Consider the following 14533-nt stretch of genomic DNA (forward strand, 5'->3'; position numbering starts at 1 on the left):
CTAATAATTAGTTTTTCTTCATTTTCAGTCTGATCATGAGTGTTTTATGCCGTTAACCGATGAACACCGTTTTGGTATGCAGCTGGCGCATATGTCTCGCGGCTGGCGTGCCGAACTGGACCGCCGCCTGGCCGGGCTTGGCCTGTCCCAGGCCCGTTGGCTGGTGCTGCTGCACCTGGCCCGTTTCGAAGACGCGCCAACCCAGCGGGAGCTGGCGCAAAGCGTTGGCGTAGAAGGGCCAACCCTGGCTCGGCTGCTGGATAGTCTGGAAACCCAGGGCCTGGTTCAGCGCCAATCGGTGGTGGAAGATCGCCGGGCGAAGAAGATCGTCCTCTGTCCTTCCGCGCGGCCCTTGATCGAGCAGATCGAGACCATCGCCACTGCCTTGCGTCATGAGTTGTTCATTGGCGTCGACGATGAAGACCTACGGGTCTGCATGCGCGTTCATGGGCGCATCCTGGCTAATCTGGAAAAGTCCTGATGCCTTCAGCCGGGGTTGCCTGACCCCGGTTCGTTCTGTCTTCGCGCCCCCCTGAATTCTGCTGATTGCGCCGTCCGGTGCGGCATTTTTGCGCCTGTCAGAAGGTCTGGCCAAGGTTCAGCGACAAGGCCTTCTGGTTGTCGTCGTTGAAGCCGTAGCTGAAGTTCAATGGCCCCAGCGGCGTGTCGAAGCCCAGGAAGATGCTCGCGGCATTGATATAACCGCTGTCGAAGGCGTTGTCGTTGTTCCACACCCGGCCGCGCTCCAGTGAGCCGCCCAGGTAAAGCGGGAAATCCAGTGGCAGGTAGGAGCGCGGTGTGAGTCGGCGAAAGTACACGGCGCGGGCCAGGGTGATGTTCTGCCCGGACAAGGCGTCCTGACGGAAACCGGACAACTGCCGTGCACCCCCCAGGAGGAAACTGGAGGTCACGACATCGGCGTTGTCCAGGGTCCGGCCATAGCGCCCCCCCAGGACGAAGGTATTGGGGCCGCTGCTCAAGGCCTTGTCGAGCTTGAACTCCCACTGTCGGTAGCGATTGTCCGAACCCAGGCTCGGTTCGAACTGGCGCAGGGTCAGGCCGATGTCTTCACCGGAGTGGGGGAAGTAGACGTTGTCCAGGGAGTCGAAGGAGTACTGCAACTGGTAGTAACCCTCATTGAAGTTCTCGCTGGGCAGGTTGTGGTCGCCGATCCGTACATCGGCCTTGCCCCAGGCCTCTCCTACACCGAAACGTACTTCGCCGCTGTTGCCGATCTGCCGCCCCAGATTGAGGCCCAGGCCGTAGCGTTCCAGGCGGTATTCGGCGATCGGGTCGTTATCCAGCACCGCCTCGACATTCTGCGCTTCGGCCGCGATAAACGGCGCAATGAAGTAGCGTGAACCGGCATCCAAGGGTTGATAGAACTCGCTGTAGATTTCCTGCTGGTCGCCGATCTGCACCCGGGTCAGCCATTCCGCGCCGAGGCTGTTGATACCGTTCATGCGATAGCTGGCGCCGATGTTGAAGGCGCTGTCGCCGCGCATGTCATCGGAGAGGTTCAGGCCAAGGCGCAAGTAGTCAGTGCCGCTGCGCTTGCCCCGAGCGCTGATCACCAGGGTGTTGTCCTGGCCTTTGTGCACCACGCGGTATTGCACCTGTTCGAAGAAGTCCAGGCCGTACAGGGTGCCCATGTCGGTTTCCAGGCGGCCCAGGTCCAGCGGTTCACCGATGTGCTGGCGGATGTAGTAGCGGATCACGTCATCGCTGACCTTGGAGTCGTTCTCCACCTTGATCGCGCTGATGATCGGCGTGCGCTGGCTGGGCTGGCGCGCGGCGGTCAGCTCTGCATCCAGCGGATGGGCCGGGCGCAGGCGTGCCAGGCGGGCATCGAGGATGCGGGTGGCGCGATAACCGGCGTCGATCACCTCCTGGGCACGGCCGAAGTCGGTGACGCCGAAGCTCGACAGCGCTGGCTGGATCAGTACGTCGTCCTTGTGCAGCGCCGCCAGTTGCACCTCGGAGTTGCGCCGGGTCATCAGGGTGATGGACTGGTTGAGCACATCCACCACGGTGTTGAGTTGCTTGCGTGAGCGCAGCGGCGTGCCGATGTCCACCACGATGGCGATGTCGACCCCCATGTCCCGGGCCACATCCAGAGGAATGTTGTCGGTCATGCCGCCGTCCACCAGCAGCCGGCCATCGAGTTCCACCGGCGCGAAGACCGCCGGGATCGACATACTGGCGCGGATCACCTGGGGCAGATGGCCCTTGCGGAACACCACTTTCTCGCCACTGGCGATGTCCGTGGCCACGGCCCGGAAGGGGATCGGCAGCTTGTCGAAATCCCGGGTATCGCTGGCGTGCGCCAGCTTGCTTTCCAGGAGCAACGCCAGGTTCTGGCCCTGGATCACCCCCAAGGGCAGGCCCAGGCTGCCGTCGTCACGGAAGCTGAGTTTCTGTTTGACCAGGAAATCCCGATCGTCCTGCTTGCGCCGGAAGGGCACGTCTTCCCGGGGCGGGGCGTCGGACAGCGCCTGCCTCCAGTCGATGTTCAGGGCCAGTTTTTCCAGCTCGTCGATCTTGTAGCCCGAGGCATAGAGTCCGCCGATCACTGCGCCCATGCTGGTACCGGCAATGGCGTCAATGCGGATGCCTTGCTCCTCCAGGGCCTTGAGTACGCCGACATGCGCCAGGCCGCGGGCGGCGCCTCCCGACAACACCAGACCGATTTTCGGTCGCGGCGCTTCACTGGATTGAGCAAGCAGGGGCAGCAGGCAGAGGAACAGGCAGGACAGCAGGCGGCGCATCGTGGTTCTCGGGGACGGGCGATAAAGCCGGCTATTATAGCGACGCCCTTGAACTCAGGAGTCGGCCGTACCATGACTGAACGTAAACCCGAAGTGATCATCACCTATTGCACCCAATGCCAGTGGCTGTTGCGAGCTGCCTGGCTGGCCCAGGAGTTGTTGAGCACGTTCAGCGATGACCTGGGCAAAGTGTCCCTGGAGCCTGCTACCGGTGGCACGTTCCGCATCACCTGTGATGGCGTGCAGATCTGGGAGCGCAAGGCCGATGGCGGTTTTCCCGAGGCCAAGGTACTGAAGCAACGGGTCCGCGATCAGATCGATCCGGAGCGCGACCTGGGGCACAACGATCGTCGTCAGTGAGAGCCGGCCGGCGCCTGCGCGGTCTTGTTGCCTGAGCCGGCGGACAGTCGGCTCGACACCACGATCGCCACAATGATCAAGGCCCCGCCCATCAGCATGCGCAGCGTCGGATTCTCGCCGAACAGCAGCCAGGCCACGGTAATCCCATAGACAGGCTCCAGAGCGAAGACCACCGCCGCGGTGCGTGCCTTGATCACTGCCAGGCTGGCGACAAACAGGCTGTGGGCCAGACCGGTGCAGAAGATCCCCAGCAGACTGATCCACAGCCAGTCCATGGCCCGGACCTGGCCAAGCTCCGGTGCCGCCACCGGTAACAGGCACAGGGCTACCACCACGTTCTGGCAGAGGGCTGCCTGCACCGCTGGAATACGTCCGGAGCTGGCGCGGTTGTTCAGTGACAGCAGGGCGAACAGCAGGCCCGACCCCACGGCCCAGAGCAAGCCGGTGGTGGCCTGGCTGGCCAGATCGAAGTCCGGGGTCACCAGCACCAGGCCGATGCTCACCAGGATCACCAGCAGAATCTCGTTGAAGCGGATTCTCTCGCGGAAGATCAGGCCCTCGAGAATCACCGTGAAGGCCGGGAAGCTGGCGAAGCCCAGGGTGGCAATGGCCACCCCGGCAACTTTTACCGCGACGAAGAAGCTCACCCAGTGGCCGGCCAGCAGCAGGCCGCTGAGCAGCAGGCGCCGCCAATCGGTAGCGACGAGTTTCTGCCAGGGGGTGTTGCTGGCCAGACGGGCGAAGACGCCCAGGGCGAGTACGGCAAAGGCGGCGCGACCGAACACGATAACGGCAGGCGAAGCGGCGGCCAGCTTACCGAACACGCCGGTGAGGCCGAACATCAGGGCGCCGATATGCAGGGCGCCAAGGGCGGTACGCGGAGTCATCTCTATCCTTAGCCACAAGACGGGCAGTAATGGCCTTAGGCTTTGTACGAAAAGCCTTGATACTCGGTGATGCTGCGTTGAAAACGGTCTCGTGCGCGAGTCCGATCGGAATGCTCATTTACAACCCGTAAAGTCGAACGCGACCCCGACCGTTCCTCGACCGTTTTCGCCTTGCCTGAGCTTCGTCTCAAAACTTTTCGTACAGAGCCTTAGGCGGCAACGGGCTCAGTCTACGGGCGGACGACCTGTTGGTCTGTCGCGATCCTGGCGTTTTTTGTCGAGGGATTAGCGTCTGCCCCTTGACGCAGTTGGCGCGGCGAGTGGCCGTACTGGCGCAGTATCGCCGCGGCAAAGGCACTCTGGGAGCTGTAACCCACGCGACTGGCTATTTCGCCCATGGGCAAGGCTGATCCGCGCAACAGTTCCAGGGCCATGTGCAGGCGCCGGCGCCGCACATACTCCATGGGGCTGGCCCCGCACTCGGCGATGAACCGTGCATGCAGACGGGCAGCGGACAGCCCGGCGATACGGGCCAGGTCGGCCACCTGCAAGGGGTGGGCGGCGTGACGATCGATGTGGGCATTCAGGGCGGCATAGGGCAGGCGGCGCTCGCCAGGCTGGCTGTCGGCGCTATGGTTGAGGCTGGCCAGCAGCAGGACTGCGCCTTGCTGGGCAATCAAGGGGTCGTCCACCGGGCTGTCCGCCAGCCAGTTGACCAGGCGGCTCTGGCTTGGCCCCAGGACCCGATGTCGGGGGGCATCGAGCAAACGCCGGCTGGCCTCGGCATGTTCGCCCAAAGATTGTTGCACCCAGTGTTCACCGGGTATGTCCAACACCAGGCAATGGCTTCCGCTGGGGCTGCCGCAGACATGCCGGGCACCGGCCGGTACCACCACGAAGCTCTGTTGCTGGACCTGGCTGCCCTGGCCCTCGACTTCGAAATCGAGCTGGCCGCAAAGGCCGAACACCAGTTGTGCATGCTCGTGGCTGTGGGCGATCAGGTCGTGGCTGTAGTGGCGCAGGGTGAGGATAGATCCCATCACGGTCTCCTTGGCAGACCCGCAGTCTACACCGGCGGTCGGAGAGTTCGCGCTGTCATCGCACTGCCGCATTTTTGTCATGGGCTATTAATCGCTGGGGCGCAAGCTCGCAAAAAATCCCGGAGAGCGTCCATGACCCATGTCGAACTCGCCAAGCCCAGCCGCAAGCAACGGGTACGGACCTTATGGATTTCCGATGTGCATCTGGGCACCCGGGATTGCCAGGCGGAACACCTGGCGCAGTTTCTCAAGGGGTATCAGGCCGACCGTATCTACCTGGTTGGCGACATCATCGATGGTTGGAAGCTGCGGGGCGGCATGTACTGGCCCCAGGCCCATACCAATGTGATCCGCCGCTTGCTGACCATGAGCAAGCGCGGCACCGAGGTGATCTACGTCACCGGCAATCACGATGAATTCCTGCGTCGTTACTCCAAGCTGATTTTGGGCAATATCCAACTGGTGGACGAAGCCGTGCACGTCACCGCTGACGGCCGCCATCTGCTGGTGATCCACGGTGACCAGTTCGACGTCATCACGCGATATCACCGCTGGCTGGCCTTTCTTGGCGACTCGGCCTACGAGTTCACCCTGACCCTCAATCGTTGGCTCAATCATTGGCGAGCGCGCTATGGCTACGGTTACTGGTCGCTGTCGGCCTACCTCAAGCACAAGGTCAAGACTGCGGTGAGCTTTATCAGCGACTTCGAGGAGGCCATTGCCCACGAGTGCGTCAAGCGCGAGTTGCACGGGGTGGTTTGTGGCCACATTCACCATGCCGAAATCCGCAAGGTGGGGGAGGTGGATTACCTCAACTGCGGTGACTGGGTGGAGTCCTGCACGGCTTTGATCGAGCACTGGGACGGCAGTATCGAGCTCTATCGCCTGGCCGAGGCCCAGGCCCGGGAAGCCCAGCTTAAGGCTGAGCGCATGAAGTTGGCGGAGCCGGCCTGAGCGATAGCTTGTCGATAAGGCTTCAGGTGGGGCTGGACTGCTCCATCGCGGCCTTGTACAGCGACGTTCGGGGCTGGGCGAACAGCCGTTGCAACATAGGTTCGAAGAAGCTCAGGGGCAGGCTTTCATAGTCGGGATCAAAGGCTGCCGCATCGTACTTGGCGCAGAATTCGGCGGTGCGCTGGTACAGCGGATGTTCGCGGAATTGGTCCCGCAGATGGCGGTCCATGCCCAGGTGATGAAAGAAGTAGTAACCCTGGAAGATTCCATGCTTCTCCACCATCCACAGGTTTTCCGGGCTGACAAAGGGCTTGAGTATGGCCGCGGCGATATCCGGGTGGTTGTAGGAACCCAGGGTGTCGCCGATGTCATGGAGCAGGGCACAGATCACGTACTCCTCATCGCGTCCGTCATGCCAGGCACGGCTGGCGGTCTGCAGCGAATGGGTCAGGCGGTCCACCGGAAAACCGCCGAAGTCGCCCTCCAGCAATTGCAGGTGAGTGATGATCCGCGCTGGCAGTTGTTTGGCGTAGGCAGTGAAATCCGCAGCGATGATCGCCCAGTCTTCCTGGGTGCCGTCCTGCATGTGGGTGAAGCGCGCGTGAGCATTCATCGGCCGGACTCTTGTTGTTATGGGCTGGACTGGAGTGTATGCCTGCGTCCCGTCACCGCAGTGGCTGTGCGGGACGGCTTGTTGTCCGGCCGGGCCTAGAAGGGGACCTTGCCGAGAATCATGTCGCGGTACATGACGAAGTCCCCCAGCAGGCTGTACAGCGGATGCTGGAAGGTGGCCGGACGATTTTTCTCGAAGAAGAAATGCCCGACCCAGGCAAAGCCATAACCGGCAACCGGCAAGGCCAGCAGTAGCAGCCAGGCGCCTTTGCCGATGGCCAAGGCCAGGAGAAAGATCACCAGACTGGTGCCGATGAAGTGCAGGCGACGGCAGGTGCTGTCGCTGTGTTCACTCAGGTAATAGGGGTAGAACTCGGCGAAGCTATTGAACTGTCGGATGTTTTCCATGGCCGCGATCTCTGTGCTTGTTGTTCTGTGAGCGGATGTTCTGCGGGGAGCTTATTTGAGTCTAGAGTCCTTGGCGGCGCTGGCCAGTGACAATAGGCGCCACTTTAGTATCCTTGGAAAATTGGCCGTAGCATGCGGCTCATCATGTAAGAAATCCTCATGAGCGAACGAACGACTTCTGCAAGCTGGGCCTTGGGAATAGTCAAGGCCCTGGAGATGGACGGCCTGGATTGCCGCGCTTTGTTCAAGCAGTTGGGGCTCGACTATGGCGCCCTCGACGACCCCGACGCGCGTTTCACCCAGGATTCGATGACGCGGCTCTGGCAGCGGGCTGTCGAGTTGTCCGGCAACCCGGCGATTGGCCTGAACATGGGCAAGGTGGTTCGCCCGGCGTCCTTCCATGTGGCCGGTTATGCACTGATGTCGAGTCGCACCCTGGCCGAGGGTTTTCAGCGCCTGGTGCGTTATCAACGGATCATTGCCGAAAGTGCTGACCTGAGTTTCCGTCTTTTACCTGAGGGTTATGCGCTGATCCTGACGGTGCATGGCGATCATCTGCCCCCCACCCGGCAAAGCTCCGAGGCCTCGCTGGCCTGCGCCCTGGCCTTGTGTGGCTGGTTGACGGGGCGCGCCCTACAGCCGCGCAAAGTGCTGTTGCAAGGGCCGCAACCGCAGGATGTGCAGCCATACAAAGACATGTTCCATGCGCCGCTGGTGTTCGCTGCGCCCTTTGATGCGCTGATTTTCGAGCGAGCCGACATGGAAGCGCCCCTGCCTACTGCCAACGAGGCCATGGCTTTGTTGCACGATCGCTTTGCCGGCGAATACCTGGCGCGTTTCTCCGAGAGCCGGGTGACCCACAAGGCACGGCAAGTGCTGTGCCGTCTGCTGCCGCAGGGCGAGCCCAAGCGCGAGATGGTGGCGCAGACCCTGCACCTGTCCCAGCGTACATTGCAACGCCGCTTGCAGGAGGAGGGCACCAGCTTCCAGACCCTGCTCGATGACACCCGCCGCGAGCTGGCCGAGCAGTACCTGGCGCAGCCACGCATGACCTTGCTGGAGATTGCCTACCTGCTGGGGTTTGCCGATCCGAGCAATTTTTTCCGTGCGTTCCGCCGCTGGTTCGATGTCACGCCCGGTGAGTACCGGGCGCGGTTGCTGGCGTTGCCGGGTTCCATCAATGACGCCAGAACGCCGGAATGCACAGCACGAACACCGTGATGATTTCCAGCCGGCCCAGGAGCATGCCCAGGGACAGGATCCACTTGGCGGCGTCGGGCAGGGTGGAGAAGTTGCCCGCCGGGCCAATGGTTTCTCCCAGGCCCGGACCCACCCCGGATACGGTGCTGGCAGCGCCGGTCAGGGCGGTCATCCAGTCCAGGCCCAGCAGCGACAGGGCGAGGGCGATCATGCAGATGGTGATGGCGAAGAAGAACGAGAAGGTCAGGATCGAACGGACGATTTCCTCGTCCAGGCGATGGCCGTTGTACTTCTGCTTGATCACCGCCCGGGGATGGATCAACTGATTGAGGTTGGCCTTGAGCAGGATATAGGCGACCTGGAAGCGGAAAATCTTGATCCCGCCGGCAGTCGATCCCGAACAGCCGCCTACGAACCCCAGGTAGAAGAACAGCATCAGCGAGAAGTTGCCCCACAGGCTGTAGTCACCCAGGGCGAATCCGGTGGTGGTGACCACCGAGGTCACGTTCAGCGCGACGTGGCGCAGGGCATCCAGCCAGTGCAGGTCGGTGGTCCACCAGTACCAGGTGCCGAGCACCAGCCAGGTCACCAGCAGCATGCCCAGCAATCCCTGGACCTGCTGATCCTTGATCAGCGCCCGACGGTTGCCCCGCAGGGTCGCCACATAGAGGGCGAAGGGCAGGCTGCCGAGGATCATCACCACCACCGCCACCCAGTGCACCGCCGGTTGTTTCCAGTGAGCCAGGGACTCGTCGGAGGTGGAGAAACCACCGGTGGAGATCGCCGACATGGCGTGGTTGATGGCGTCGAAGATGCTCATCCCGGCCCACCAGAAGGCCAGGCTGCCGCAGATGGTGATGCCGACGTAGCTGGCGACAATCAGGCGCGCCACCATGTGCGAGCGCGGCATGACCTTTTCCGAGCGGTCCGAAGACTCGGTCTGAAACAGGCGCATGCCACCGATGCGCAGCAACGGCAGGATCGCCACCGCCATGCCGATAAAGCCGATGCCCCCCAGCCAGTGCAGCATCGAACGCCAGATCAGGATGCCCGGGGACATGCTGTCCAGGCCGCTGAGCACGGTGGCTCCGGTGGCGGTGATGCCTGACATGCTTTCGAAGAAAGAGTCGGTGTAGCTGATGTGCTGGGTCAGCAGGAACGGCAGGGCGGCAAAGATACACACCACCACCCAGCTGGAGACCGTCAGCAGGTACATGTCCCGCGGGCGCAGGTGAATATGTTCGGGACGGCCGGGAATCACCAGGGCCAGGCCGGCGATGAAGGTGATCATGCTGGCCCAGAGGAAAGACGGCAGGTCGCCGGTGCGTTCGAAGATCACCAGTGTCGCCATCGGCACCACCATGGCGATGGCCAGGGTGATGAGGAAGATGCCGATGATGAAACCAATGATCCTTAAGGTCGGCAACGCCATGTGTTCCGCTCGGGCTGGTATGAGAAGGGCGCCCATTCTACCTAGGGTGCAGGGCATGTAAACCGGCACCCGGCTGGCAGATACCGCTAGAATAGCCGGACATTTTTTTCAGGAGGTGGCCGATGGAGGCTCTCGACGCTTTGCTCAACCGTGTTTCCGTGCCGCGCCTGGTGGAGCCAGCCCCCACTGCGCAGCAACGCGAAGCACTGTTCGCTGCCGCCTTGCGGGCGCCGGATCACGGGCAACTGCGCCCTTGGCGCTTTCTCACTGTCGAGGGGCAAGCCCGTGATCAGTTGGGCGAGTTGCTGGTGGAGGCGGTGCAACTGCAAGGCGGCGACGTGACCCAGGCAGCCTTGGACAAGGCTCGCGCCATGCCTCTGCGTGCGCCACTGGTGGTTGTGGTGGTCGCTTGCTTGCAGGAGCACTTCAAGGTGCCCAAGAGCGAGCAACTGCTGGCGGCGGGTTGTGCTGCCCACGGTATTCTGCTGGCGGCCTATGCCCAGGGTATCGGCGCGGTATGGCGCACTGGCGAGTTGTCCTATTCGCCCCACGTGGCCAAGGGGCTGGGCCTGGCGGACGGCGAAGAGATCATCGCCTTCCTTTACCTGGGCACGCCGCTGAACGAACCGCGGGTCGCACCGAAAGTCGACATCGCCGAGTTCGTCAGTGCCTGGACGGCCAGGGCCTGATTTTCCCCTTCGAACGCTAAGTCCCTCGCGGGCAAGCCCGCTGCTGTCGAACCTCGCAGCAGCGGCTTGCCCGCGTTGCATTCAAGCCTGCACCACGGCCCCCGGGACCTGGGGCAGCTCCAGCGTGGCGATGAATCCGCCCTGAGGATGGTTGTCCAGTAGCAGGCTGCCGCCGTGGCGTTCCGCTGCGCGGCGGGCGATGGCCAGCCCCAGGCCATGGCCCGGAGCGCTCTGTCCTGGTGCGCGGAAGAACGGCTCTCCCAGTTGTCGCAGGTGTTCGGCTTCCACGCCGGGGCCATGGTCGCGCACGCTGATCTGGAGCTTTTCGCCATGGCGCAGGGCCGTGACTTCGATCGGTTGCCCGGCAGGATTGAAGCGCTGGGCGTTGCGCAGCAGGTTATCCATCGCCCGTTCGAGCATGGTCGGCCAGCCCCGCAGGCTCAGTTGCGGTTGGGCATCGATCTGCACCTGCTGCTCGGGGCAGGCCAGTTGCGCGTCTTTTTGCAGGGCCAGCAGCAAGGCGTTGAGGTCGACTTCTTCGGCGCTGGCGTTGTCCGCATCGACCCGGGCCAGCACCAGGATCTCGCTGATCAGTGCCTCCAGGCGATCGCATTCCCGGGTCAACCGCGGCCAGAGTCTCTCCCGCTCTTGCGGGGCGGCGCGCTCCGCCAATGCCAGGGCGATACGCAGGCGCGCCAGGGGCGAGCGCAGTTCGTGGGAGACATCCCTGAGCAGTTGCCGCTGGCTGCCGATCAGGCTCTGCAGGCGTGAACCCATGCGGTTGAAGTCTCGGGCCAGCACGCCAAATTCGTCACGGCGATTGGCCAGACGCGCCAGGCTGTTCTGCTGATAAGTGGCCTGGCCCAGGTCGTGTACCGCGCCGCGCAGGCGACTCAAGGGGCGGGTGATGGACAGGGTCACCAGCAGACTGAACAGGGTCAGTACCACCAAGGCAATGGCCAAGGCGCTGAGGGGCCAGGTCAGGCTGTCGCGATGCCAGGCGTCCAGTTCCGGATGGGGGATGCGGTAGATGAACAGGTAGGTGTCGCTGGTTTTCGGGCTGGTGTATTCCGCTGTCAGGCGGCGCCAGGGCAGGTGGCGGTCATCGTTGTTCTGCCGGGCTTCGAAGGCGGCGGCGCGGCGCGGGAAGGTCCCGCGGACCACCGGGTCGCCACTCTCGTTGAGTACCTGGACGTCAATATGGTATTGGCGCTTGCGCTGCTGGAGGATGTCCTGGGCAGCATCTTCGCCCTGGGTCTCGTAGGTTTGCGTCCACTCCTCGGCGAGGCTGTTGAGGCCTGGGTGGCGACTGAGAATCCAGGCGTCCTGGTTGAGCATGTGCCCAAGCAGGATCGACAGTCCTGCAACCAGGGTGATGGCCAGCCAGAAACTGGCCAGGATGCGCCAGAACAATGAACGCACAAGAACTCCTCGAACGCGAAAGCCCAGTGGGGGGAGGCCACTGGGCTATAGGGTGAACTCTAACGCATTATTGCGCTTTTTGCGGTTGTTGCGCTTTCCAGGCCTTGAACTGAGCCCATTCGGCGCGACGTTCCTCTTGTTTCTTGATAATGGCGTCGAATTCCTTCTGCTGCTCGGGTTTGAGCAAGGCGCGGATATCGGCCTGGGTCTTCTGGTGTTTGGCGTCCAGTTCATCCTTCATGGCTTTCTGGTCGGCCGGCGAGAGTTTCTCCAGATACTTTTCCACCACTGCCTTGCGGTCGTGCATTTGCTCGCCCATCAGCTTGCCGATCTGCTGGCGTTGTTCACGGCTCAGATCCATTTGGCTGAAGGGGCCTTTGCCGCGCATGTGTTCGCTGTGCCGAGGGCCGTCCATCGGGCCCATCGGGCCGTTGCCTTCAGGCATGGCCATGGCCACGGTTGGCAGGGCGGCGGCAAACATCAGGGCGATCAGGGTCTTGCGCATGGTGTGTCTCCTTGTCTCATTCCCGGTAAGTTCCGGATGAGTTCAGGTTACCCAGATCAAGGTCAGCGGCAGTCAGCGGAGGGTAAAGCTTGGGTAAAGAAGGTATTTCCGTGCCCTGACAAATGCGTCAGGGCACGTTGCAATCACAGGCTGTAGTAATAGCCGCGGCTGCGCAGGGCGACGATCCGCGGGCGGCCGTCGGAGTGGGGGCCGATCTTCTTGCGCAGGTTGCTGACGTGCATGTCCAGGCTGCGGTCGTACAGGGTCAGTTTGCGACCCAGGGCGATCTGCGCCAGTTCCTGTTTGTCCAGGGGCTCGCCCGGCTGCTTGAGCAGGGCTTCCAGCAGGCGGCTTTCGGATACGGTCAGGGTGATGTCCTGATCGTCGATGTTGACCACGCCGCGAATCGGACTGAAGCACAGGTCTCCCAGCTCCAGCTGGCTGGACGCTGCCACCGGGTGGCTGCGGCGCAGCACGGCGCGCAAGCGGGCGGTGAGTTCGCGAGGGTCGCAAGGCTTGGCCAGGTAGTCGTCGGCGCCCAGCTCCAGGCCGAGGATACGGTCCAGGGGCTCGCCACGGGCCGACAGCATCAGTACCGGCAGGTCGGGGTGGTCGTTGCGCAGTTGCTTGAGCAGCTCCAGGCCACTGCCGTCGGGCAGCATCACGTCCAGGACCACCGCAGCCGGTGCGGTTTCCGACAAGGCCCGGCGTGCGCTCAGGCCATCGTGGCAGGCCCGTACTTGAAAACCTTCCTGGCCGAGCCAGCTGCTCAGGAGCTCGCACAGCTCCTGGTCGTCATCAATCAGTAACAGGTCGCTCATGAATCACTCAATTTAGCCATTGTCGACGCTTGCGATGTCCGCCACTGGCAAAGATACCGCAGAGCAGGGCGATGAGGGCCACGCCGCCGCCGGTGACAAACCATTGCTGCTGGTCGGTCAGCAGGCGCGGCACCGGGTTGGCCTGGGCCTCCTTGAGTTGCAGCTTGAGGCGCTGGTTCTCCTGGCGCAAGCGGGTCAGCTGCGGGCTTTCCCGTTCGGCATCGGCACTCTGCAGTTGTTTGCTCAGCTCTTCACGCAGGCGTTCGCTTTCTTTCAAGCGTTGCTGCAACTCGGTGATCTGACTGCCGGCGCTCAGGGACAGCGGCGTCGAATGACCGGATTCCTGGGCTTCCTCGGCAAGGGCCGGAGCCCCGATCGACAACATGACCAACAGCAGGCACAGCGGACCTTGGCGCATCGAAACTCCTGATTCCAATCGAGTGTTGGGCAGGTTGTCGGCCGTCAAACGAGAATAATGAGCGATTGAGAACGCGATGAGCCGTGAAGGTTCATCGCGTCAGGGAGGATTTACGGCATCGATTGCCTGAACGGCTTGACCTGCACATGGGCATAGACGCCGGCGGTCACAAAGGGGTCGGCGTCGGCCCAGGCTTGGGCGGCACTCAGGGAGTCGAACTCGGCGACGATCAGGCTGCCGGTGAAGCCGGCGGCGCCAGGGTCATTGCTGTCGATCGCCGGGTGCGGGCCGGCCAGCACCACACGCCCTTGGTCCTTGAGCACTTGCAGCCGTTCCAGGTGCGCCGGCCGGTTGGCCAGGCGCTTTTCCAGGGAGTTGGCGACGTCTGTGGCAATGATTGCGTAAAGCATGTCAGTCCTCGGTTTTCGGGGTGGTGGGATCGGCGTCATGCAGGTGGCGCGACAGGTAGACACCCTGGCCCACCAGGAACAATACAGTCATGCCCAGGCTGCCGAAGACCTTGAAGTCGACCCAGATGCTCTGGAAGGTGAAGGCGACGAACAGGTTGGCGGCGCCGCAGAACAGGAAGAAGGCGATCCAGGCGATGTTCAGGCGGGTCCACACTGGGTCCGGCAGGGTCAGGGCGTGACCCATGATGCGCTTGATCAGCAGGCGATCACCGATGAAGTGGCTGCCGATAAAGGCCAGGGCGAACAGCCAGTTGACCACCGGCGCCTTCCATTTAAGGAAGGTTTCGCTATGGAAGGCCAGGGTCAGGCTGCCGAAAACCAGGCAGGCGATCAGGGTCAGCCATTGGCTTTTTTCCAGTTTGCGTTGGGAAATGAACAGCGCGCCGTAGACCACCAGGGAACTGATGATCAACACCGCGGTGGCGCTGTAAATACCGCCCACGGTGACTTCGTGACCGGCAAGGTCGACGACCCGGGGATCGATTTTGTAGACGATGAAAAACAGGAACAGCGGGATGAAGTCGATGAATTGTTTCACAGTGGCAGC

At 62.5% G+C, this 14533-nt stretch carries 17 protein-coding genes; 5 read left to right on the forward strand and 12 right to left on the reverse strand.

The annotated features are described in order from the left end of the window. The first annotated feature begins 46 nt into the window (after positions 1 to 46). Positions 47 to 481 carry a MarR family transcriptional regulator gene (locus P7C00_RS08685; protein ID WP_102864082.1) on the forward strand — a complete coding sequence of 145 codons (435 nt, stop codon included), beginning with the start codon at positions 47 to 49 and terminating at the stop codon, positions 479 to 481. Between the two features lie 97 nt (positions 482 to 578). Here the strand turns inward: P7C00_RS08685 and P7C00_RS08690 are convergent, their stop codons facing one another. After that, entirely contained in the window at positions 579 to 2768 is a 2190-nt protein-coding gene (locus tag P7C00_RS08690) for a patatin-like phospholipase family protein (RefSeq protein WP_346632037.1), read from the reverse strand. A 72-nt stretch (positions 2769 to 2840) separates the two neighbouring features. Here P7C00_RS08690 and P7C00_RS08695 point away from each other — a divergent pair, with 72 nt between their 5' ends. Beyond that, positions 2841 to 3128, forward strand: a complete 288-nt coding sequence (locus P7C00_RS08695; protein ID WP_346632036.1) for a SelT/SelW/SelH family protein — start codon at positions 2841 to 2843, stop codon at positions 3126 to 3128. On the opposite strand, the gene P7C00_RS08700 is transcribed toward P7C00_RS08695, so the two are convergent. After that, on the reverse strand, positions 3122 to 4015 hold the full coding sequence (locus P7C00_RS08700; protein ID WP_346632035.1) for a DMT family transporter: 894 nt from the start codon (positions 4013 to 4015) through the stop codon (positions 3122 to 3124). The two genes, P7C00_RS08695 and P7C00_RS08700, sit on opposite strands and share 7 nt — an antisense overlap. A 230-nt stretch (positions 4016 to 4245) precedes the next feature. Then, positions 4246 to 5055 carry an AraC family transcriptional regulator gene (locus tag P7C00_RS08705; protein ID WP_346632034.1) on the reverse strand — a complete coding sequence of 270 codons (810 nt, stop codon included), beginning with the start codon at positions 5053 to 5055 and terminating at the stop codon, positions 4246 to 4248. A 132-nt stretch (positions 5056 to 5187) separates the two neighbouring features. Here P7C00_RS08705 and P7C00_RS08710 point away from each other — a divergent pair, with 132 nt between their 5' ends. Further along, positions 5188 to 6009 (forward strand): UDP-2,3-diacylglucosamine diphosphatase, encoded by an 822-nt coding sequence (locus P7C00_RS08710; protein ID WP_346632033.1) that lies wholly within the window; start codon positions 5188 to 5190, stop codon positions 6007 to 6009. A 22-nt stretch (positions 6010 to 6031) separates the two neighbouring features. Here P7C00_RS08710 and P7C00_RS08715 read toward each other — a convergent pair whose 3' ends face one another. Further along, entirely contained in the window at positions 6032 to 6622 is a 591-nt protein-coding gene (locus tag P7C00_RS08715) for an HD domain-containing protein (protein ID WP_404938691.1), read from the reverse strand. Positions 6623 to 6717: 95 nt separating this feature from the next. Then, on the reverse strand, positions 6718 to 7029 hold the full coding sequence (locus P7C00_RS08720; protein ID WP_346632031.1) for a DUF962 domain-containing protein: 312 nt from the start codon (positions 7027 to 7029) through the stop codon (positions 6718 to 6720). A 159-nt stretch (positions 7030 to 7188) separates the two neighbouring features. Between P7C00_RS08720 and P7C00_RS08725 the strand changes: the two genes are divergently transcribed. Then, complete coding sequence (locus P7C00_RS08725; protein ID WP_404938693.1) at positions 7189 to 8250, forward strand: AraC family transcriptional regulator; 1062 nt, start codon at positions 7189 to 7191, stop codon at positions 8248 to 8250. On the opposite strand, the gene P7C00_RS08730 is transcribed toward P7C00_RS08725, so the two are convergent. Then, positions 8207 to 9661, reverse strand: coding sequence for a TrkH family potassium uptake protein (locus P7C00_RS08730; protein WP_346632029.1), 1455 nt, complete (start codon positions 9659 to 9661; stop codon positions 8207 to 8209). The two genes, P7C00_RS08725 and P7C00_RS08730, sit on opposite strands and share 44 nt — an antisense overlap. A 122-nt stretch (positions 9662 to 9783) precedes the next feature. On the opposite strand from P7C00_RS08730, the gene P7C00_RS08735 reads away from it, so the two are divergent. Further along, complete coding sequence (locus tag P7C00_RS08735; RefSeq protein ID WP_346632028.1) at positions 9784 to 10350, forward strand: nitroreductase family protein; 567 nt, start codon at positions 9784 to 9786, stop codon at positions 10348 to 10350. An 81-nt stretch (positions 10351 to 10431) separates the two neighbouring features. Here P7C00_RS08735 and P7C00_RS08740 read toward each other — a convergent pair whose 3' ends face one another. The 6 genes from P7C00_RS08740 to P7C00_RS08765 form a co-directional block, all read right to left on the reverse strand. Further along, on the reverse strand, positions 10432 to 11772 hold the full coding sequence (locus P7C00_RS08740; RefSeq protein ID WP_404938695.1) for an ATP-binding protein: 1341 nt from the start codon (positions 11770 to 11772) through the stop codon (positions 10432 to 10434). A 67-nt stretch (positions 11773 to 11839) separates the two neighbouring features. Next, positions 11840 to 12277, reverse strand: coding sequence for an LTXXQ domain protein (locus P7C00_RS08745; protein ID WP_346632026.1), 438 nt, complete (start codon positions 12275 to 12277; stop codon positions 11840 to 11842). 143 nt (positions 12278 to 12420) lie between these two features. Next, a complete protein-coding gene (locus tag P7C00_RS08750) occupies positions 12421 to 13098 on the reverse strand; it encodes a response regulator transcription factor (RefSeq protein ID WP_346632025.1) in 678 nt (225 codons plus the stop codon). A 7-nt stretch (positions 13099 to 13105) separates the two neighbouring features. Next, the gene (locus tag P7C00_RS08755) at positions 13106 to 13516 is read right to left on the reverse strand and encodes a translation initiation factor 2 (protein WP_346632024.1); all 411 of its coding nucleotides are present in this window, start codon (positions 13514 to 13516) and stop codon (positions 13106 to 13108) included. Positions 13517 to 13626: 110 nt separating this feature from the next. Further along, positions 13627 to 13926 carry a YciI family protein gene (locus P7C00_RS08760; RefSeq protein WP_402894414.1) on the reverse strand — a complete coding sequence of 100 codons (300 nt, stop codon included), beginning with the start codon at positions 13924 to 13926 and terminating at the stop codon, positions 13627 to 13629. Position 13927: 1 nt separating this feature from the next. Beyond that, a complete protein-coding gene (locus P7C00_RS08765) occupies positions 13928 to 14524 on the reverse strand; it encodes a septation protein A (protein ID WP_346632022.1) in 597 nt (198 codons plus the stop codon). Between the last annotated feature and the right edge of the window lie 9 nt (positions 14525 to 14533).

It is taken from the genome of Pseudomonas sp. JDS08PS003 (genome assembly GCF_045013505.1).
In the GTDB taxonomy this organism is placed as follows: domain Bacteria; phylum Pseudomonadota; class Gammaproteobacteria; order Pseudomonadales; family Pseudomonadaceae; genus Aquipseudomonas; species Aquipseudomonas protegens_B.